Raw genomic sequence first — 19,639 nt, forward strand, 5'->3', positions numbered from 1 at the left:
TTTTTTCATCAAGCCCCGCCAGGTCCCGTACCTCGCGGGGCTTGTTCGCTTCTTGCTACCTCCTTCCCAATAGCCCCCCCCCTCAATGGCTTAGTCAACTTAATGGTCTTAGTGGACTCAGTCGACTTAATGGACATTACGTCTATGGTGTCCATGACGTCCTTTTTGTCTATTACGGCTATTACGTCTATTACGTCTATTACGTCCATGGCGTCTATTACGGCCATGGAGGCCTTGGGAAATAGGGGAGAATAGGGGAGAATAGGGGACCTTCCCCTCACTATAACATTTTCTTAACTCTTCCTTTTTCTTTCTTAACGCTTTAAGAATGTGTCGGATATTGACGAAGCAACTTCTTTCGTCAAAATGACGGTGTATGAAATCTCATATCATTCAGAGACCTGTTGCTGTCATTTTGGGAAATGCTGACAACATAGGATGCCTGGCCGCCAGGGCGTTTGCCTGTCAGGGGACTGCGGTTGCCATGCTGCATGAGGCCAGTGAAGTGTCTTCCCGAGTGGTTGACTGTCTTCCGGGCGGCAATCACTTTGCCATGTCCGGATGCCTGACCCGTTCTTCTGATCTGGCTTCCTTTGCGGGTCTGGTACACGCCTTGTATGGACGCGTTGATTATTTGATCAACTGTGAGGATGCTGCGGTTGAGGTGAACGGGTTGAAGTGTTCTGCACGTACCCGCCTCTCCGTTTTGCTGGAGCATGCATTTGTTTCCGGTGCCGTGATTGTCAATATGGTCTCCCGTTCCGGAAAAAAGGTCAGGTGGAGAAAACCGCGGTGGAAGGAGGAGGGCGGAGGAATGGAAGAATGCCTGAACCGGAGAGATGTCCGGATCAACCATGTTGTGATTCACCGTCCGGTTTTTTACCATGCTTCCCATGCACGGGTAGCTTCTTCCGCCTGTGCGGCGGCATTGTTCCTGTGCGGGAGTGAAGGCAGGCATATTCACCGGGAATATATCGTTGTCAATGAAAGAAAGGCTGCATGGAGGCCCGGCGTGCGTCCGGAAACGTCCCTTTCTTTTCTCAAGTCCTATCTGGAATTTTGTTCCGCCTGTTCCCGGACGGTGTTTCTGGATGCCTGACAGGCATGCCATATTTCTGTATTCTGTCGTGACAAAAAGTGTCTGTTAAGATAGTATGCATCCAAGTAAGGTTATGAAGTTTCAAGGTCTTTATACAGCAATTGTGACTCCGTTTATCGGCGGCCGTGTCGATGAAGAGGCTTTTAGAATGCTTGTGGAAGCCCAGGTGGCTGCCGGCGTGGCCGGTATTGTGGCCGTCGGCACTACGGGTGAATCCCCCACCTTGACTGTAAAAGAGCACTTGAGGGTGATTGAGCTGGCCGTGGAGTGCGCGGCAGGCCGCATTCAGGTAGTTGCCGGGACGGGGGCCAATTCCACCGCAGAAGCCATTCATATGACCCAGGAGGCGGAAAAGATGGGCGTGGACGGCACGCTTCAGGTGTGCCCTTATTACAACAAGCCTTCCCAGGACGGCGTTTATGCCCATTTCAAGGCCATTGCGGACGCCACGCGGCTGCCGATCATGCTGTACAGCATTCCCGGCCGCTGCGGTATTGAAATCAGTGTGGAAACGGTTGGCCGTCTGGCGAAGGACTGCCCTCATATTATTTGCGTGAAGGAAGCCGGAGGCAATGTGGACCGCGTGAATCAGCTGATGCAGGTGGTTCCCGAAGATTTTACCATCCTGTGCGGTGATGACGGACTGACCGTGCCCTTTATGGCCTGCGGTGCCAGCGGGCTTGTCTCCGTCACTTCCAACTTGGTGCCCGGCATCATGAATTCCATCGTAAAGGCGGGGCTGGAGCGGAACATGGGGGAAATGCTTTCCCTCCAGAAGACGTTTTACCCTCTGATGAAGGGGCTTATGACTCTGGATTCCAACCCTGTTCCGATCAAGGCAGCCCTGGCGCTGAGGGGGGATATCCAGCCGGGAGTCCGGCTTCCCCTGGTTCCCATGCCGCAGGAAAAGGAAGCCCAGCTTTCCGCTCTTCTTCAACGCTTCAACGTTCTTTGATATCTTAACTATATGATTTCTATTCTTGTTACAGGCATTTCAGGCCGCATGGGCCAGGCCGTCCAGGAGGCGGTAACGCAGAATCCGGATACGTGCGTGGGCGCCACGCATGACCAGGGCCAGGAGCTTTATCCGGCCCTTGCCAAGTGCGACATCGTCATTGATTTTTCCCATCATTCTTTTACCAGCACCCTGCTGGCGGAGGCCGTGGCCAATAACAAGCCCCTGGTGATAGGCACCACGGGACATACGGAGCTGGAACGGCAGGAGATTATGGATGCGGCCGCATCCATCCCGATCGTGTTTGCCTCCAATTATTCCGCAGGGGTGAACGCCCTGTTCTGGCTGACGCGCAAGGCGGCCCAGATTCTGGGCGGCAGCTGTGACATGGAGGTGATGGAAATGCACCACCGCCATAAGATTGACGCTCCTTCCGGTACGGCCAGGACCCTGGCGGAGATTTTGTCCGGAGCCATTGGCAGGAATTATGAGGACAGCGTGGTTTTTGGCCGCGAAGGCCTGGTGGGGCCCCGTCCCGCCCAGGAAATAGGCATGCATTCCCTGCGGGGCGGTGATGTGGTGGGGGACCATACCGTGGTGTTTGCTTCTGACGGGGAGCGGTTGGAACTTACTCACAAGGCGTCCAGCCGCATGACGTTTGCCTCCGGGGCGGTTCGCGCCGCACTCTGGCTCCAGGGCAGGAAACCGGGACTGTATACCATGGAAGACGTCCTGGGCCTGTCCAAATTATAATTTTTCCGGCATCATGGCCTTTTTCCTTTTCGGGAACGGCCATGATGCTTTTTTTGCTCATGAAAAGAGCCGGCATTGCACTGGGATCCAATCTGGGAGACAAGAACAGCCTGATGGTCCGGGCCAGGAATCATCTGCAGCAGATGAGCCTGTCCGACGATCCCTTCCTGCAGTCCTCCCTGTATGCCACCAGCCCCCAGGGCTGCCCGCACGGTGCGGATGATTATTTGAATGCCGTGGTGGAGTTCACCTGGCCCGGCACGGTGGAAGAGCTGTTGGTGCATTGTCAGGGAATAGAGCGCGCCCTGGGGCGCATCCGCTCCGGAATCCGCTGTGAGCCCCGTACGGCGGACGTGGATATCATTTATGTGGGAGACATGGTGGTTGATGATCCCCCGCGTCTGGTTCTTCCCCATCCCAGGGCCCATTTGAGAAAATTTGTCTTGAAGCCTCTTTCCGACATCAGGCCGGAACTTATTCTTCCACGCCAGAATAAAACGGTTGCCTGCCTGCTGGCGGAGCTGGATACGGATGAAGCGGATCCGCTTCTGGTGTCGGAACGCTGGTAACTGCATGTTTATTGAACATCATGAATCAATCTCTTGAAAAAGCGGAACGCATCCGCGCCTGCAAGAACAGGCGCCATGTGACGCTGGTAACTGCTTATGATTATCCTACGGGCCGTCTTCTGGATGAAGCGGGCGTGGACATTGTCCTGGTAGGTGATTCCGTGGGAATGGTGGTTCTGGGGTTCCCGGATACCACTCACGTGACGCTGGACCACATGATTCACCATGTGGAGGCTACGGCACGCGGCGTGAAGAAGGCCCTGCTGGTGGGGGATATGCCCATCCATACCTATGATACGGTAGAGGAAGCCGTGCAGTCTGCGAGGAAGCTGTTTCAGGCCGGAGCGGACGCTGTCAAGCTGGAGGGCGGGGCGGCCCAGGCGGAAAAGATCCGCGCCATTGTGGATGCCGGCATTCCCGTGGTGGGGCATATCGGCCTTTTGCCGCAGAAGGTGCTGGAGGAAGGCGGATACAAGATCAAGGGGAAATCCTCCGCGGAGGCGGAAGCCCTGGTGAAGGACGTTCAAGCCGTGGCGGAAGCCGGGGCTTGCGCCGTGGTCGTGGAAGGCGTAACGCCCCATGCCGCCCGTCAGATTACCGTGCATTCTTCCATTCCCACGCTGGGGATTGGATCCGGCGCCCATACGTGCGACGGAGACGTGGTGGTGATTCATGATCTCGTGGGTGCATTCCCGTGGTTTGTCCCGGCCTTCGTGAAGCCGCGTGCGGACGTAGCAGGCAGCATGACCGCCGCCGTCAGGGGGTGGATGAAGGATTCCTATACGGAACCCGGTTCCATCGGTTCATAACAGTTCTCCGCTTGCCTATGCTGGTATTTTCTACATGCTGGAATTCCCACCGCCATCAGGACGGGGAAGAGATGATTGATGAGATCCTTTCCCTGGGGTTTGACCATGTAGAGCTTTCCCACGGCATCAAGCTCTCCCTTCTGCCCGGTATCATGAAAGCGGTGGAAGCGGGAAAAGTGCAGGTGGCCGGCGTTCATAATTATTTTCCCGCGCCGATTGACGAGGTGGGGGATGCTCCGGACAGCAGGCCGTTTACCGCGGATTTGCCGCAGGTTCGCGACAAGGCTGTGGAGCTGACGAAGAAATCCATGGAGCAGGGCGCCGCTCTGGGCGCCGGATACATCGTCCTGCACATGGGAACGGTGGAGCCTTTGGTGAAGCGTACGGATACGGCCCATTTGCAAAGCCTGGCTCGTCAGGGAAGGGTGGGAACGGAATCTTTTGCGGGCACCAAGGGAGAGTTTGTGCGCCGCCGGAACCGGCTTGCTCCCGTTTATCTGGAACGCGCCCGGGAGGCCATTCGTCAGCTTCTTCCCCGCGCGGCGGAACTGGGGGTGAAGCTGGGCATTGAAGGGCGCAGCCATTATGAACAGGTTCCCAGTGAGGATGAGATGGCCCTGTTGATGCAGGAGTTTGGAGCAAACCCTTTCATTGGCTACTGGCATGACTTCGGCCATATTCAGAGGAAACACAATCTGCTGATATTGAATCATGAGCAGTTTCTCCGCAGAATGTCTTCCCATCTGGTGGGGGGGCATGTGAACGATGTCAAGTGGCCGTCCCGGGACCATCAGGTGCCCCTGCTGGCCGGCGGCGTGCCGTTTGAGCGCCTCCTGCCCTTGTTCCCGCCTGGGGTTCCTTTGGTTTGGGAACTCTCCGGTCGCGCTTCCGCGGAGGATATCCGTGCGGCTCGCGAGCTGTGGATTGAAAAGTTTCCGCAGACGCTGGACTGACGATCTTGTGATTGTAAATCCGGCCCGTTGGATATAAAGTCGGCACGATGATAGACAAGACGACATCCCGCGTCATTCTGGGGCTTCTGGGAACGGCCTGCGTCCTGATTACGGTGTTTGCCTGGTACAAGACCAGCCATGAGGCATCTCCGGATGCCGGGATGCGCCATAATATTTATGATGAGGATATTCCCCTGTCTGCTCCTGCTCCTGTGGATGGAAGGATGATTTTATTAACGCCCCAGGAGCTGGCAAAGGCCCCGCTGGCGGATGTGTTCACGTCCCCGCTGGGAGATGAGAATGGAGCATTTACCTATGTGGCCCAGGGACTGGGAGATATGAATGCCGCCCGTGGGGGACGGCATACCGGGCAGGATTTGAATGGAATCGGCGGAGAGAACACGGATCAGGGGCTGCCGGTACGGGCTGCCGGCCGCGGGCTGCTGGTTTACGCGGGAGAGCCTTCACCTGACTGGGGCAATGTCGTGGTACTGCTCCACCGTTTGCCGGACGGCCGGTTTATTCAGAGCTTGTACGCCCATTTGGATACCGTCAGCGATATTCCCCTCGGTTCCTTGGTAGGCCGCGGGGAGCAGATCGGCACGGTCGGCACCGCGCACGGCAATTATCTGGCGCATCTGCATTTTGAAATGATTGAATCCATCGCCCATGAGGCGGGAATGCCGGGCTATGGAAAAACGACGTTCAACCGGATCAACCCGGACGAGGTGTTGAAACAATACGCTCCCGCCCCGGACATGAGGATGCCTGATCCCGTTATTGCCCTGAAACAGGTTCAAATGGCGGCAGGATGGGAAAAATTGCTGGAGAACCTGTATAAGGACAACAGCATGGAAGCGCTGGACAAAATCCTTCCGGATGACCAGCACGGCAAGGAAGAAAAGGGAGAACGCTGATTTCAGGATGTTCCCGGTCAGGGATGCATGTCCGGTTTTTCGGAAACCAGCTCCTGCTGCTTTTTGCTGATTTGCAGGATGCAGACCAGCCACAGAATGCTGGCTGCCGTCATCAGGGAGCCGATCACCAGGAAGGCCATCAGGTAATGTTCCGCTCCAAAGGGGAAGAGCGCGCACAGGGTCAGAGCTGTTGTCACAAGCAGGTACAGCCGCAGGGACCGGGAAGGGGCTTGCAGCATCCACTCTGCCGGATTCTTTGATGCCCTATAAAGTTCCTGAAGAATCAGGGCATTGAGCACCATGCCAACCACGGGCATGCAGCTCAGAATCACACTCAGGAATGGCGTGAACCGGAGTCCCTGTATCTGGAAGCCCTGGACATTGGCGCATGCCCGGTACAGCCAGATCAACTGGATCAGCAGGGAGGGAATGAACAGGAGACTGAAGAGGAACACCATCGGGGCCGCGAAGGAGGGAAGCTGGGCCATGTTTTGCTGAATGGCGGTCTGGATTTCCTCATAATTGACGGCGTTGTTGGAAAAAACAATCCAGCTGCTCCAGAGCATGCAGGGCAGCAGCACCAGGCACGCCAGGATGGATAACTTGGCCAGGCCGCCCAAAGGATAACGCAAACGGTATTCCCGGGTTGCAGGAGGGTCTTCTTCCTCTTCAACCTGCGTTTTTTCCAGGGCCGGCGATGTTGACGGCAGAACCTGCTCCACGGGCTGCCATCCATCCATGCCCGGTTTCCAGACGAGCGTTGTTGAGTCAATGATCCCTTGCCCCAGGAATTCCCTTACTTCATATTCGGAATAGGACCTTGGCTGCGAGTCGCCGGGAAGTTTCAGGAAGTATTCACTCATTACCTGCATTTTAGGAAAAGAAGAGGCCGCGGGGCAATGGGAATTTGACGGATGACTGATAAAGTCCCGTGCCGAGAGAATGTTCCCGGATAAGAGAAAGCTCCCCAGAGTGGCCTGGAAATGGATAAATGCTGTCTGAGAATACCTTGTTGACATTCCCTCATCTGTGGCTCAGATTCAAAAGTGATTGAAAGACATGCCCGCACATGCAAATGTTTTTCTACATCTCAAAATAACGATAGCTCTTTCTCCATGAAAAAGTTTTTTCTTTTGATCTTGATGATGGTGTTGGGCCCTTCATGGGGAGAAGACCCTTGGGAAGGGATGGACGTCGTGGATTTTTCCATTGAATTGAAATCCAGGTTTATCTCTTCTGAAAAGCCCTTTCCTGATTTTTCACTGGTTTTCACGAACAAGGGCTGGGGGAGGGTGCGTTTGCTTGACGGTTTTTATCCGTTAGGAGTAACGAAAAAGCCTGATATTATTCTGGAAATTCTGAATGAGAAAAATAAAAGGGTAGCCGTGTATTGGTCCAAGTATGATATTAAACGCAAGCGGGCGGACATGAAGTATATTGTTCTGAAACCGTCTATGTCGTACTCGGTCCAGATTAAAAACTTTGCGGAACATATTCGCTTTATTGAACCTTTGGTCAAAGGGAGGAAATATGTACTGAAAGTAACTTACCGGGATGACGGTACGCCGGGGACTTCAAGAAAGTATGTAGGAAAAAGGGAAATCAGAATCAAGTAATTTTCCGCTGGATGGACAGGCTCCGGCATGCCGGATAGATGCAGTTTATGAAAAGACTTTTTCTTCCCACTCTGGTCCTGCTGACCTGCCTCCCGTCTTTTGGCGGCGGATTCAACTTTTGGCCGGTGAACAAGGAGGTGGAATGTTCCGTTGTTCTGGCATCCGGACCTGTCGCGGCGGGCAAGCCTTTTCCGGATTTTACGCTGGTCTTTACCAATAAAAGCCGGAAAGAAGTGCGCCTGCTGGATAGCTTCTATCCTTCAAAGACCCTGAAACCGGATATCATTCTGGAGATATGGGATGGAGAAGCCAGAGAAATGGCTTATTACTGGGCGCGTTACCGTGTTGAACGCAGTGTAGAGAACATGAAGTTCACCGTCTTGGAGCCCGGGATTCCCTTCCAGGTTCCCATCCGGAATTTTGCGGAACATATCATTTACCATCGTCCTTTGGAAAAGGGGAAGAAGTATTTGATGAAAGTGACTTACCGGGACGGTTACGGTACACCGGGCCGTTCGGTAGGATACGTGGCAAGGAAGGAATTGGTGACAAAATAACTTTGCTGGAAGAATCCACCCGTATGTTTGATTTTGGGTAACTGCTATACATCAGAGAGGAGATGTATAGCAAAGTGTATAGCAGAACCATGCAATCAGGTGGAATACCTCACAAGCTGAAAAAGCGCGAAGCCTTGTAGAATGAAGGATTCTACAAGGCCTCGCAAATGGGAAATTGGTCGAGCTGACAGGATTCGAACCTGCGACCTCTTCGTCCCGAATGAAGAGAATTCAATTTTTGGCTATTGATAATCAATGGTTGTGTTTCTTGTACCCCTTTAATACCCTTTATTTTCCGCTTGATTTCAGCGGCGTTTTAGTCTTCCCACCATCTTTTTCAGAGGAAACGTCTTACTACGTGTTAAACGTGTTGGGAAGGAGCGAGAAATCTGTCAAGGTTCCCATGAACTGAATGTTCAGTTCATTCAATAATAAATGATTAGAAAACATAACATTATGGCTATATCAAATAAACCATTCCACCCATTGGATGCCGAGAATAATCGTCGTTACAAGGTGACGAAAAAAGCAGCTCCAAAGATTGCCTGGCATAAGACAGAAGAAACAGGTTCCCACGATTGGGAAGGCTATATCCGCGTCGAGACCACTAGGGAATGTTCCTTTGTTATTCAGATAGATGACACCGGTTACCTGGAAATCAATGGAGAGAAAGTCGTGGAACTCAAGGGCAGCAATGCGTCAAAGAAAGCCGAGGGTAAGAAGAACCTCAAAAGAGGCTTCCACTACGTCAAGCTCCACCACGAAAATTTGAAAGTCCCAGAGGCAATCGCCCCTTATCCCAATGCAGAGGAATTCGTTCCTCAAATGAATGGGGCAGATTTGGAACTTTGGGAAATTGATGCACCTAAGAACTTGATGACAAAGGAAGAAGCTCAAAAACTGCTGAATAACTACAAACCGGTAGGTTATGGGGAAGGCGGCAAGAGCACGGATGGTGTATGGGCATATATAGGAGGTGGCCTTAACAAGGCACATCTCAAGGAAATCGCTGATAATATTCCGATGGATGCCCGGCAGTATTACAACAGTTGTGCCTTGCGTGTAAGTATCGCTCTCAGCCGTTCCGGTACTTCTCTGGCGGCAGTGAGGGATGAAGGCGGAAAATTGGCCGCTACCAATATTACGTTGATGGATCCTCCCGGTAATCTTGGAGCTCTGAATCCGGACTACATTGAAGGAGGGGACACATCAAATTTGCGTAAGCATGTTGTTTTGAGTGCTGCCGTTATGACCAAGTATTTCAAGGATAAATATGGGGCAGCAGATTACACCGATGACTGGGAGGATGCCTACTCCACCCCGCAGGAAGGTGACATCCTCTTCTTTGGAGACACAAGCCATACAGGTATTGGTCCAGGGAACAATTTGGCTATTGGAAGCTATAATCACCAGGCTCTCTGGCTTCTATATCGGGAAACCCTGGAAGAATAACCTTCCGTGATAATCTCGTTTATTTCACAAGGCGGATGCTCACACATCCGCCTTGTTTTTTAAGGAACGATACGTATGTTGATGTAATGCACGTAAGGAAGAATAGCAGACTGATCTTTATCCTGACGATTCTGTTCCTCATAGGCATGGATAGCGCCATGGCCGACAGTCCTGATGCCCCCCTGATGAGTGAAGAGCAAATCAGAGCCTGCCAGCAAGGTAATATGGATGTTCTTGCTTCCTACTTGGGGCCTGATAATCCTGTCATTATGGTCTGTGAATACAAGGCTGAATGGGAGCCTCCTACGCCAAAATCAAGCAAGGGCGCTCTGACTACATACGCCACGGTTGTTAGGTCAGTGGACGATGGTTTTCCTGTAGGGACTAAGATAAAATGGATAAGTTACTTAGAAGGTTCTATTTCGCAGCAAATGCTTGAACAATGCCTGTCTAAAGAAGGTAGACTGTCTTACATCATTAACCCTTGGAAAAAGCAACGGGAGGAAGAGTGGGATATAGCCCATGCACAGGACGATATTCCAGAAGTATCATACAGTTTCAACTTTCTTATTGCCTATCCTTACTACTATAATAACCTGCGAGCCATGCTCGACATCCCTATTCAACCCGTCACCTCTCCCCGTGTTGCCACGCAGGCGGAAATTGATCAGGATGGTTTTCTTCAAAGCACGGCGCGGAATTTGAAACAAAGCGACCTTGTTCTGACAGTCATTATATACAAAGTCGTCAAAACGGATCAGGGAACCACGCACTATGCCCGTGTGATCCAATCATTGAGAGGCGATATTCCTGTAGAAGCCCTAGTCAAATGGAGCGGATATGCCAACAAATTGCCTGTGGGAACCCCGGAAAAAACGGAACTGTATTCCGGTTGCATTCCGGTGTATGTGCTGGCCTCGTCAAAGAATGTCAAGAAACTGGGGAAAGCCTTGGAGGACTTCAAACCTGCTTCCTCCATCTATTCGTCACAGGAGCTTTTGGGAGCTTACGACCTCGGCAATCATGTTGATTATTTCCCCATGACGGAGAGTGACCCGGGCCGCGCCATGAAAAAGCTCCTCCGTATCGAACCGGCCAAAATTACTGAAGAATCGGAGGCGGCCCGCTTCCTGCCGGAATCCGGCGAGTAATCCGGTTTTCTCTCTCCGCTTCGACTTTATTTGAATCATCCCCGCTCATGAAATATGAGCGGGGCTTTTTTGTGGAGGAGGTTCATTCTCCTGCTTTGGGATTTTGGATGTCGTAGAGTGCTCCTGTGTCGGTATTGATTTTGCATACCAGAGAGTTGAGGACTTTGGCTCCAAGGGCGTTTTTCCCTCTGAATTTGTAAATGGCTTTTATGTCTGTCCGGCCAGACTCAACTTTTAGAGGTTGCCCTGTAAAAGAGACGAACTCAAACGTGTCAGGATCATGCATGTTTTCTTTGATGGCAACTTCAATGATCGCAGAATATCCCTTTTTCAGTTTGGCAAAGATGTAATCGGCTTTTTCATCGGGAGTCATTCGTGAAAGCTTTTCTTCAAATGCTTTCTTATCCTCTTCTTTGTTTATACGCTTTTCCTCTTGACGATTTAGTTCTTTTATCTTTTCAGATTCAGTTTCTTCATGAATTTTAAGAAGTTCTTTACGTTCTTCCTCGGAAATATGAAGGCTCATAATATCGCTTTTTGTATAAATACCTAGTTTGACCTGCCAATATCGTGCAGATTTTTGATCTTGTTCTGAAAAATCGAATTGTGAATTATTTATTTCGGAATTCTTTTTATCATATATTGTTGAGATTTGAGTTGTTTCTTGGAGCTGGTTTTGTTGATGGTTTCTATTTTCATTTTCATGTGTCGCTCCTTTGTTGACCGTCTCTGCAAGGGGACTCACAGAATCCATAAAAATCATAATGGGAATGATCAGCATGAACCCAAAGAGGGAAAGACTTGATAGAATAAGTCCAATCAAAGATGGCGCTTTTCCATATCCTGCTTGTTGATTTGCTTTCTTGATGCCTTTGATTCCGCAAATGAGTCCAGCTATGGAAGGAATCAAAAAGGGAAAAAGCGGGATGGAAGAGATACCTAAAAAGAGAGATATTTTACTGGCCTTGTTAGAATACTGAACATTCATGAGAGATAGCGTAGCAACTCCAAAAATGTATCAGAATATCATGCCGGATTTCAAATAAAAAGCCCCCTCTGCTTATGTTGCAAAGCAGAGAGGGACGAAAATTACCAATCCAGCAAGTTAATGATCTTCCCCTTGGGTAGTAGTCGTCTGATGCAGCGGATTGCCGCTTGAAGCATTTCCTTCTCCGATAACGACAGGTGAGATTTCCGTGTTGGAGTAATGGCTTTTCTTCTTGCTTACATGGAGAGAAATAATTTGAGGTCTCATTTCCTCGTTGGAAGCAGCGTATTCTACAGCAAGGGAGCAATAAGCTGTGACGGTGAGCCCAAGCCTGTAAGCTTCTCGATGAACTAGATCCTGAACGTTTGGTTCAAGGGTAATAAACATTTTACCGAGGTCTTCTGTTTGAGGCAAATCTTCAAGATTATTAATAGATTCTGCACAATAATCCCCCATAAGTTTTCTGATTTCAAGTTCAGCCCATGCGGGAACTGGTTCAGAGCTTGGAGATAGCCATCGATCAATCGTGCGTTTTGGTGTGGATTTATCCGGTGTACGGGGATTTCTGGTTACTGATCCGAGCCATTCTCGATCATATCCTGTGTCCTTCAACCACTTTTTCACCAATTTTTTGAAATCATTCATGCGGTTGATTATGCGCATTTAGTGCGCATGAGCAAGACTATTTTGAAACATATTTGCGCACTAAATGTGTAAAATAACTTGCAAAATGCTCACCGAGTGCGTAGAGTTCGCGGCATGAGAAAGGAAGTTCCTAAAAAAGAAATAGTCCCATATGACGCAAGCCAGAGAAGCAACGATGCAAATACGCTTATACTTAGCGTCGCCGCCGAAAAAAATATCACTCCACAAGATGCCTTGGCTCTCATTGTGGAAACTGTTGCCCGTGGCAAAAAGAACGTTACCCGGAACACCAACGCCAAGAAGGAGGAGGTAGAAGCATAAGTGATTTCCGGAAAGGGTGGGTAAACGGAAACACATTGAACTTTGTGAAACCCATTGTGACCCTATTTGATTATGTACGAAGAAAAAGACATTTTGACCAGTGCTGACCTTGTTAAAGAATTCCCTAAAACGTTCAGAACGCAGAATTCCGTTGCTTATATGGTCAGGAAGCAAGGGCTTCCACACCGCCGTTTATCTGCCAGGAAAATTCAGTTTTCCAGGATAGCCATAAAGACATGGCTTTCCTCAAAGGAATTTGGAAAGGCGAGAAGCAAGGCAGCTTCCAAGATTATATTTTAACCATCAGATAATAAAACGAAATGAACAATGATTTCGATGAAGAGATGGGGCGAATCTGGCTGAATGAGCAATGGATGAACCACGAACAAGCAACGGATTATTTAGAGAGTTTGCGCGAACAGGTCAGCGATCTGGAAGAAGACCTCTTTGAATGGCCCGGATCCCTTCATGGATGTTCCAACCCGGACGGCCACCGAGACGAATAATCTTAATTCCCAATCAGTCATGAATAAAAAATACAAATCTCCATATAAGGCGCTGAACCCTAAAGCTCGGTTTGAGTGCAGTATTTCCCCCACGAAAAAACACGTCAAAATAGGTGGATTCTACGGCGAATCCTATTGCGAAGAAAACCATTTGAGGCCCGCCCCTGGAATAGTTCAGAACCTTGTTTTCTCTGCGTTGCTGGTGGGAATCGGAACCATTGTTTGGTTCGTTTGGCGAGCAAGTTTTTGACGGTTTATCAAACCGTTCCGATCTCCACGGATTGGAGAAAGTAATAACAAACAGAAAAACAATACCATGGATAATACAACCGAAAAAAATCATACGCAAGACGGCACGCCGGAAGAAGGATGCTGCAATCCTACCACGGAGCTGGCCCCTACGTTAGAAATGATCAAAGAGACGTATGACCGCCTAGCAAAGCTTGTTGAACAGTGCAAAACCCCCGTGTTGTTGTGCATGCTCACCAAAGAAAAGGAAGGTAAAATCGAACATCGAATTTCAATCAACGAAAACATTTCTAAAATTGCTGATCTAGAGGGAATTAAATGGAATGCAGCCCGCGGTTTTTTGTATGCCTCTGGAACCTGCTTTTCCTGTGCTCCGGAAGCCATTTCCCAAGGCATGAAATACATTTTTGAATTCCTCGAGAGAAAGGAAAAGAGAAGTATTTTTGCAGCAATCCTTGATACGCCGTTTGATCACTAAAACAAAAAAGCGGTCGTCCGCGTCAACGAACGACCGCCACTAAATGAAGCCGGGCTGGCACCCGGAGCAACATCAAAGCAAAAAAATAATATGTCGATATTAAACAATATCAAGCGCGGGGTGCAGCAGCGCCCTCAACGGGTCATCATCTACGGGCCGGAAGGCGTGGGGAAATCCACGCTGGCGGCTGGACTACCCGCACCCCTATTCATGGACACGGAGGAAGGCACTCAGCATATGAATGTGGACCGCATCCAGGTAGACAATTACGACTCCATGGTGGAAGCTCTGCAGGGTGTCTACAAAGAAGCAAGGAACGGAAATCTTCCTTACAAAACCCTTGTCATCGACACGGGAGACCGCCTTTGGGACATGTGTGCCCGCCAAGTCATCAAGGACTACAACGCCTCCCCAAAGGACGGGAAAATCTCGTCCATTGAAAGCATCGGATACGGGAAGGGCTACGCCCAGGCCAGCGAAATGTTCGTCAACCTACTTTCCGTCTTTGACAACTGCCGGAACGCAGGGCTGCACATTGCCGTTATTTGTCACTGCCGCGTGGAAACGGTGAACCCCCCGGAAGGGGAGGCGTACACCATGTACACCATCAAAATCAACGCGCCGGCCAAACAGGCCATTACCGCCAAAGAAAAGCTCAAGGAATGGGGAGACGCCATTCTATTTTGCAACTACGTGACCACGTTCACGGACGGGGGCAAGGCTAAGGGCGGGGAGCTCCGGGCCGTCTATACGGAGCACCGGGCCACCTGGGAAGCCAAGAACCGACACGGCATGCCCGCCGTGATGGCAATGGACGCCGGGGAAATCTCCCGCCTTCTGTTCACCACAGATTCCGATTCTTCCGGGAGCGCACCGGCAAATGACGCCCCTCCGGCAAACGATGAACAGGCACTATCTCCCGCACAACAGGAAAAGACGGCTCCTTCCCTGACGGACCAACTGGCCGCCGTCATTACGGACGTGCCGGGAGCACTGGCTTTTCTGGTGTACAAAAATGAAATCCAGCCGGGGCAGGGCCTTGAAGCCGTCTCGGAAAAGTTCGCTTCCTTCATCCTTTCCGCCCCCGATCGGTTCAACGCTGCCGTCAAGCAGCACAACGCCTTAGCCGCCCAATGAAACCAGTCGAATGCATCAACGTAGCCCGCGAGGCCGGGCATGCCGTCCTTTCTCTGGATGGGGCGGAATACTCCGTGAACCTGGACGACCTGCAGAAAGTGCTTGTTGACCTTTACGGGGAACCGACCACGGAACTCTTGAGGCCGTCCTTGCTCCCCAAGCTGGCTCAATGCCCGTGCTTCGTCTCTTCCCCCTGCGCGGGAGAAGCAGCGGAACGGGGAATCAGGATGGACACCGCTTTCCGAGGGTTACTCATGGGCGTGGATGAATTCAAAGCGTGCCAGCACCTGCAGCCCGACGAAAAAGAATCCATACTTTGGGCGGTGAAAACTGTCCGGATGCTCTGCTCCGGGGAAGAGGTAATTGCCGATAAAAACCGCTGCACGTTCCCGCAATGGCACCCCCGCGTGACAGGCGGGGAAGCGGACTGCATTTGCCCGATACTTGGCAAGCTGTTTGACCTTAAAAGCGGCCAAATCCGCAATTACTGGGAGCAACAAGCCTCTTATGCGAAATCTATCATGGAACGGGAATTCCTGGATGAAGTTACTTGTCATCTGCTCTTCTGCGACCAGCAGCAAATCGTCACCCGGAAATTCACCTATCAGGAAACCATTGATATTGTCAATGGTGTGGTGGACACCATTGACCGTGGCGGCGGGCCGCGCCTCTGCGAATATTGCGAATGGTGTGCCGCGCAGGACACTTGCCCGTTACGGAACCAGGCCGCGCAGGAAGCTGTGAAGATGACGGCATCTGGCACGTTGGAAGAAAGCTTTGCGGCCATCTCAGAGGACCCGGCGAAGCTGGCGGATTTTGTTGCCAAGGCTGCTATCCTTGAAAGCTATGTCGAAAAGGGAAAGAAAAAAATTCTGGAATACCTCGTGGACGGCGTAGAAGTCCCCGGATTCAAGAAAGTTTCCTGCAAAGGTAAAAAAGCCGTGGCTCCGGAGGATGTCGCCAAATACGCCACCTGGATTGGCGTTCCGAAACTTCTGAAAGCCTACGGTCCTCTTAGTGCCGCCACTTTCCGCAAATTATTTACGGAAGCATTGCCAGAACAACAATTTCCGGAAGAACTGGTCAAGACGGGGGCTGGTTATTCCTACGTCAGACAAACCTCCGTCCCTAAAATCACAACCAATAAATAATCATTATGTTTAGCTATATTTCAGAAGGTGAACCCCAGGAATACGGATTCCTCCCTGCAGGCGTTTACGAAGGAAAAATCGTGAAAATGGAAGAAGGAGTCTCCAAAGGCGGTAAAACGATGGGCTGCCCGCAGTTGATTGTTCATATTAGAGCCTTCGGCTCCGAAGGGTCTTCTACGGTCCTTTATTTTCTGACGGCCAAAAAGGAAATAATGTGGAAGATTGATTCCTTTGTCAAAAACGTGTCCGGTAAGATTTTTAATCCTGGTCAGCAGGTGATCATCAATCCAGCGGACTATATCGGAAAAACCTGTTATGTGAAAATTTCCGTAAAGGAAGGAAACAAGCCCAAGCCGGACGGAACCTATCCCCTTTTCAGCAATTGTGACGACGTGTTGGATCCGGACGAAGCACGAGCCATTATGGAGAATCAGGCCCGGGTGGAGGCTGCACGGAGGGAGCGCCAGATGTCGGCGAATACACCGCCACGACCGGACGATCTCCCGGCCAACAACTACATGAGCGCCTCAGCAGGGCTGCCGCTGGAAGATGATGACATCCCATTTTGATGAATGACTATGAGCGCGAGAATTGAAAACGAAAAGGAGACCATCCTTGAAGCTGTCCGAATGGCTTTTGGAGAGTTTGACGACTATGAAGACATTAGACGTCAGGCGGCAGAAGATGAATCTGATTTCAGCTTATCTATCAGCGTCAAGATTCCTGACGGAGAACAAAAGGTCTGCGTGAAAGTGTCAGGTTCCATTAAGAAAGTAGCATTAGCGAATGCTTATTTTGAGGACGACGGCCAGCTTAAACTGGACTTTGACTCCGAAAGCCAAGCCCGCGAAATAGAAAGGAACTCACGGGCATGATGAATAAACCGACCGTTATTGTTCTACCTATTATTCCTCCGACCAAAACGCATCAGGATAAGAAAATCATCCGTATTGGGAAACATTCCAGATTAGCAGACACTAAGGAGTTGAAGCATGTGACGAGTGATTACCTGACCTTGCTTCAACCCTATAAGCCGGCCCGGCCCTTTACAGGGCCGGTGCATTTGGGGTTTAGGTTCATATTTCCCTATCGCAAGAGCGAGCCAAAAAAGAACAGGGGTGGACTCATTGCCAAGACGACCAAGCCGGACTGGGACAACATGGCAAAGACCCTACAGGATGTAATGACCAAGCTGGGGTTCTGGATGGATGATTCACAGATATTCTCCGCATCCGTGGATAAATGGTGGGGAGAGGAACCAGGAATCACTATTTTTATTCAATCGCCAGAAAGGATAAAATTAAAATGAGAACCATACCTCAAGAATTCAATAAGCACGGCTATCGCTATACGCTTGTCTCACGTATAGGAGAAATTGCCATTTATTGTCAAGAGAAAGAAGCACACCGGAATTTTGAGGTAATGGTCATCCGAAAGCGCAAATCTGACAATGACTTTGCCGGAACAAAGGCCGGTGATGAATACATGCCAAGTCCTGAAGAATGGGGCATCTACGGATGGACATTGACCACATACGAAGAAGCCATTCAGAAGGCTAAAACATGGCTACAAAAAGGAGGTGATGACGATGAAAGTCGATGAGGAAGACAAGTTGCTTCGCACTGATGGAGCTTGGTGGACCTTTCTGAAATCCGGAAAATGGAATGGAGAAAACGACTACACCCTTTTTGTGGAATTTGTGGATTTGATGTTTACGTCTCTTACACAAGGGAAAGTCGATTGGGGAAAACGTCCTATGTTCATAAAAGATCGGGACGAGAAAATAGCCCGAATTCAGAAGTCGATGATTCTTTTGGGAAATGAGATGGAACGTCATCCATTTTCCGATATTCTTGGTACTCTTCATCAGGAGCTTTCAAGCTTGAGCCACCGTAGTTCCTTGGGTTCGTTTTATACTCCGGATTCGGTTTGCCAAGTGTGCGCTGGAATTGCCAACTCTGCTGATTTGCGAAGAAAGATTGAGAATGGGAAAACGGTCTCTATTCTTGACCCTGCTTGTGGTTCTGCGCGGATGCCGCTTGCTATGGCGGCCGAGCTTGAAGACGTGCGTGACCGCCTCCGCATAACCTGCGTAGATATTGAGCTTTTGGCATGTAAAATGGCCTATGTCAACCTTGCGTTTTGGGACATTCCAGCAACGGTCATTCACGGAGATTCGATAAGTTGTAAAGAATGGGGATTTTGGAAAACCCCATCTTTAATTATTGCCGAACAAGAAGAAAGGTTCAGGCAAAAGTGGGAAGCCATTATTGACTTCTTTAAATCTCAACAAAAACAATTCTCTTCCAATGTAGGAGAATTGAAACAAATGGAACTTCAGTTTAACTAAAATGAAAGATATTAAATGCCCGCTGTGCGGAACTCAACTAAAACAATTTAATGATATACATGATACATATCATGTTCGCGTTGGATGCCAAAAATGCAAATGGACAACTTTTTTGACTGACCCGGAAAAAGCAGACCAAGCTGCGGAAGCCGTCATCTCCAAGTTCCCGCCCATCATGAGGTTGAATTCAGGAGATAAGTTGCTCCTAGAAGGAGCAAAAGATTATTTCACGGTCGTATCGGTTGAGCTTGGTAAAGCAGTAATTCATACAGATAAAGGGTACTGCTACATTGATGACGTTGTTAAATGGCCGTGGGAGCTTGAGCAGAAAGGAAGGGACGAATAATGAAAAGGAACCCTCACATCATCGTCCAGCAGGTTTGCCCCATGCAGAGAGCCAAAGACTGGGGATACGAAGTCCAGGCCGCGATTGTGCGCCACAAGGGCATAACGGCCCGCGCTCGCATGGTGTATCCTACCAAGCGGCATGCCCGATGGGCGCAGCACTTTATTTGCACGGAGAAAAATGCCTCACGGCTCCGCTGCTTTGACGAATTAAGAGCCTTGATTGACGGGAAAGGAGGCCAGCAATGATTAACATCCTTGTATCCGTCAGGCGTCCTTATTCAAGATATATTCTCAATAACGAAAAACACGACGAGTTAAGAAAGACCGTGCCACGGAAATCCATGGATAATGAGGTAACTATCTACTTATACGAAAGCGGGAAAAACGGAAATCATGCCATTATAGGAAAATGTGAAATGTACGGAGCCTCTTTAGTTACAGAATCGAGAGGTGAAAACGCTATTCGCGTTTTGGCCGCACAGGCAAGGGTAGGATTTGAGGAACTTGTAAATTATTTGCCTTGTTGGGATTGGCAAATAGGATCGCCCGAACTGTTTTTGAATGCCGTGCCTCTCTCGGACATCGGCCTGACCCGCCCGCCGCAGTCATGGCAGTACATCACCGAGGAACAGGCG

The 19,639-nt window shown here is 50.1% G+C and carries 30 protein-coding genes; 26 read left to right on the top strand and 4 right to left on the bottom strand.

The features are described 5' to 3' along the window. Positions 1-8: 8 nt before the first annotated feature. Positions 9-227 carry a hypothetical protein gene (locus LIO64_RS02940; RefSeq protein ID WP_290547959.1) on the bottom strand — a complete coding sequence of 73 codons (219 nt, stop codon included), beginning with the start codon at positions 225-227 and terminating at the stop codon, positions 9-11. 149 nt (positions 228-376) lie between these two features. On the opposite strand from LIO64_RS02940, the gene LIO64_RS02945 reads away from it, so the two are divergent. The 7 genes from LIO64_RS02945 (at position 377) to LIO64_RS02975 (ending at position 6,055) form a co-directional block, all read left to right on the top strand. Continuing rightward, positions 377-1,099, top strand: a complete 723-nt coding sequence (locus LIO64_RS02945) for a hypothetical protein (RefSeq protein ID WP_290547960.1) — start codon at positions 377-379, stop codon at positions 1,097-1,099. A gap of 73 nt (positions 1,100-1,172) precedes the next feature. Next, on the top strand, positions 1,173-2,054 hold the full coding sequence (gene dapA, locus LIO64_RS02950; protein ID WP_290547961.1) for a 4-hydroxy-tetrahydrodipicolinate synthase: 882 nt from the start codon (positions 1,173-1,175) through the stop codon (positions 2,052-2,054). A gap of 12 nt (positions 2,055-2,066) precedes the next feature. Next, positions 2,067-2,807: a 4-hydroxy-tetrahydrodipicolinate reductase gene (gene dapB, locus LIO64_RS02955; protein WP_290547962.1), complete on the top strand. Its 741-nt coding sequence runs from the start codon at positions 2,067-2,069 to the stop codon at positions 2,805-2,807. Positions 2,808-2,848: 41 nt separating this feature from the next. Further along, positions 2,849-3,376 (top strand): 2-amino-4-hydroxy-6-hydroxymethyldihydropteridine diphosphokinase, encoded by a 528-nt coding sequence (gene folK / locus LIO64_RS02960; protein WP_290547963.1) that lies wholly within the window; start codon positions 2,849-2,851, stop codon positions 3,374-3,376. A gap of 20 nt (positions 3,377-3,396) precedes the next feature. After that, the gene (gene panB, locus LIO64_RS02965; protein WP_290547964.1) at positions 3,397-4,185 is read left to right on the top strand and encodes a 3-methyl-2-oxobutanoate hydroxymethyltransferase; all 789 of its coding nucleotides are present in this window, start codon (positions 3,397-3,399) and stop codon (positions 4,183-4,185) included. A gap of 71 nt (positions 4,186-4,256) precedes the next feature. Then, complete coding sequence (locus LIO64_RS02970; protein ID WP_290547965.1) at positions 4,257-5,138, top strand: TIM barrel protein; 882 nt, start codon at positions 4,257-4,259, stop codon at positions 5,136-5,138. Between the two features lie 47 nt (positions 5,139-5,185). Beyond that, positions 5,186-6,055, top strand: coding sequence for a M23 family metallopeptidase (locus LIO64_RS02975; RefSeq protein WP_290547966.1), 870 nt, complete (start codon positions 5,186-5,188; stop codon positions 6,053-6,055). A 17-nt stretch (positions 6,056-6,072) separates the two neighbouring features. On the opposite strand, the gene LIO64_RS02980 is transcribed toward LIO64_RS02975, so the two are convergent. After that, positions 6,073-6,918 (bottom strand): GYF domain-containing protein, encoded by an 846-nt coding sequence (locus LIO64_RS02980; protein WP_290547967.1) that lies wholly within the window; start codon positions 6,916-6,918, stop codon positions 6,073-6,075. 252 nt (positions 6,919-7,170) lie between these two features. On the opposite strand from LIO64_RS02980, the gene LIO64_RS02985 reads away from it, so the two are divergent. The 4 genes from LIO64_RS02985 to LIO64_RS03000 all read left to right on the top strand — a co-directional run bounded on the left by LIO64_RS02985 (position 7,171) and on the right by LIO64_RS03000 (position 10,831). Next, the gene (locus tag LIO64_RS02985; protein ID WP_290547968.1) at positions 7,171-7,671 is read left to right on the top strand and encodes a hypothetical protein; all 501 of its coding nucleotides are present in this window, start codon (positions 7,171-7,173) and stop codon (positions 7,669-7,671) included. A gap of 47 nt (positions 7,672-7,718) precedes the next feature. After that, positions 7,719-8,228, top strand: coding sequence for a hypothetical protein (locus LIO64_RS02990; protein WP_290547969.1), 510 nt, complete (start codon positions 7,719-7,721; stop codon positions 8,226-8,228). A gap of 456 nt (positions 8,229-8,684) precedes the next feature. Then, a complete protein-coding gene (locus tag LIO64_RS02995) occupies positions 8,685-9,680 on the top strand; it encodes a hypothetical protein (protein ID WP_290547970.1) in 996 nt (331 codons plus the stop codon). Positions 9,681-9,838: 158 nt separating this feature from the next. Continuing rightward, positions 9,839-10,831, top strand: a complete 993-nt coding sequence (locus LIO64_RS03000; RefSeq protein ID WP_290547971.1) for a hypothetical protein — start codon at positions 9,839-9,841, stop codon at positions 10,829-10,831. 82 nt (positions 10,832-10,913) lie between these two features. Here the strand turns inward: LIO64_RS03000 and LIO64_RS03005 are convergent, their stop codons facing one another. Both LIO64_RS03005 and LIO64_RS03010 read right to left on the bottom strand, forming a co-directional pair. After that, on the bottom strand, positions 10,914-11,819 hold the full coding sequence (locus tag LIO64_RS03005; protein ID WP_290547972.1) for a hypothetical protein: 906 nt from the start codon (positions 11,817-11,819) through the stop codon (positions 10,914-10,916). Positions 11,820-11,936: 117 nt separating this feature from the next. After that, positions 11,937-12,464 (bottom strand): hypothetical protein, encoded by a 528-nt coding sequence (locus tag LIO64_RS03010; protein WP_290547973.1) that lies wholly within the window; start codon positions 12,462-12,464, stop codon positions 11,937-11,939. Positions 12,465-12,578: 114 nt separating this feature from the next. Here LIO64_RS03010 and LIO64_RS03015 point away from each other — a divergent pair, with 114 nt between their 5' ends. The 15 genes from LIO64_RS03015 to LIO64_RS03085 all read left to right on the top strand — a co-directional run. Further along, positions 12,579-12,785, top strand: coding sequence for a hypothetical protein (locus tag LIO64_RS03015; protein ID WP_290547974.1), 207 nt, complete (start codon positions 12,579-12,581; stop codon positions 12,783-12,785). 72 nt (positions 12,786-12,857) lie between these two features. Further along, positions 12,858-13,085 carry a hypothetical protein gene (locus LIO64_RS03020; RefSeq protein WP_290547975.1) on the top strand — a complete coding sequence of 76 codons (228 nt, stop codon included), beginning with the start codon at positions 12,858-12,860 and terminating at the stop codon, positions 13,083-13,085. A 20-nt stretch (positions 13,086-13,105) separates the two neighbouring features. Continuing rightward, complete coding sequence (locus LIO64_RS03025; protein ID WP_290547976.1) at positions 13,106-13,291, top strand: hypothetical protein; 186 nt, start codon at positions 13,106-13,108, stop codon at positions 13,289-13,291. A gap of 19 nt (positions 13,292-13,310) precedes the next feature. Then, positions 13,311-13,541, top strand: a complete 231-nt coding sequence (locus tag LIO64_RS03030; RefSeq protein WP_290547977.1) for a hypothetical protein — start codon at positions 13,311-13,313, stop codon at positions 13,539-13,541. A gap of 66 nt (positions 13,542-13,607) precedes the next feature. Then, the gene (locus LIO64_RS03035) at positions 13,608-14,018 is read left to right on the top strand and encodes a hypothetical protein (protein ID WP_290547978.1); all 411 of its coding nucleotides are present in this window, start codon (positions 13,608-13,610) and stop codon (positions 14,016-14,018) included. Positions 14,019-14,108: 90 nt separating this feature from the next. Then, a complete protein-coding gene (locus LIO64_RS03040) occupies positions 14,109-15,155 on the top strand; it encodes an ATP-binding protein (RefSeq protein ID WP_290547979.1) in 1,047 nt (348 codons plus the stop codon). Beyond that, on the top strand, positions 15,152-16,306 hold the full coding sequence (locus LIO64_RS03045) for a DUF2800 domain-containing protein (RefSeq protein ID WP_290547980.1): 1,155 nt from the start codon (positions 15,152-15,154) through the stop codon (positions 16,304-16,306). The genes LIO64_RS03040 and LIO64_RS03045 overlap by 4 nt, the downstream gene beginning before the upstream one ends. Positions 16,307-16,386: 80 nt before the next feature. Then, positions 16,387-16,875 (top strand): hypothetical protein, encoded by a 489-nt coding sequence (locus tag LIO64_RS03050; protein ID WP_290547981.1) that lies wholly within the window; start codon positions 16,387-16,389, stop codon positions 16,873-16,875. 9 nt (positions 16,876-16,884) lie between these two features. Next, positions 16,885-17,181, top strand: coding sequence for a hypothetical protein (locus tag LIO64_RS03055; RefSeq protein ID WP_290547982.1), 297 nt, complete (start codon positions 16,885-16,887; stop codon positions 17,179-17,181). Beyond that, on the top strand, positions 17,178-17,615 hold the full coding sequence (locus tag LIO64_RS03060) for a RusA family crossover junction endodeoxyribonuclease (RefSeq protein WP_290547983.1): 438 nt from the start codon (positions 17,178-17,180) through the stop codon (positions 17,613-17,615). Before LIO64_RS03055 ends, LIO64_RS03060 begins: the two co-directional genes overlap by 4 nt. Beyond that, entirely contained in the window at positions 17,612-17,908 is a 297-nt protein-coding gene (locus LIO64_RS03065) for a hypothetical protein (RefSeq protein ID WP_290547984.1), read from the top strand. Before LIO64_RS03060 ends, LIO64_RS03065 begins: the two co-directional genes overlap by 4 nt. Further along, on the top strand, positions 17,895-18,656 hold the full coding sequence (locus LIO64_RS03070; RefSeq protein ID WP_290547985.1) for an N-6 DNA methylase: 762 nt from the start codon (positions 17,895-17,897) through the stop codon (positions 18,654-18,656). Before LIO64_RS03065 ends, LIO64_RS03070 begins: the two co-directional genes overlap by 14 nt. Position 18,657: 1 nt before the next feature. Continuing rightward, positions 18,658-19,002 (top strand): hypothetical protein, encoded by a 345-nt coding sequence (locus LIO64_RS03075; RefSeq protein WP_290547986.1) that lies wholly within the window; start codon positions 18,658-18,660, stop codon positions 19,000-19,002. A 41-nt stretch (positions 19,003-19,043) separates the two neighbouring features. Next, complete coding sequence (locus LIO64_RS03080; RefSeq protein WP_290547987.1) at positions 19,044-19,250, top strand: hypothetical protein; 207 nt, start codon at positions 19,044-19,046, stop codon at positions 19,248-19,250. 95 nt (positions 19,251-19,345) lie between these two features. Next, the coding region (locus LIO64_RS03085) for a hypothetical protein (RefSeq protein ID WP_290547988.1) at positions 19,346-19,639 on the top strand (294 nt) is incomplete at its 3' end.

This window comes from Akkermansia sp. (assembly GCF_020860705.1).
In the GTDB taxonomy this organism is placed as follows: domain Bacteria; phylum Verrucomicrobiota; class Verrucomicrobiia; order Verrucomicrobiales; family Akkermansiaceae; genus Akkermansia.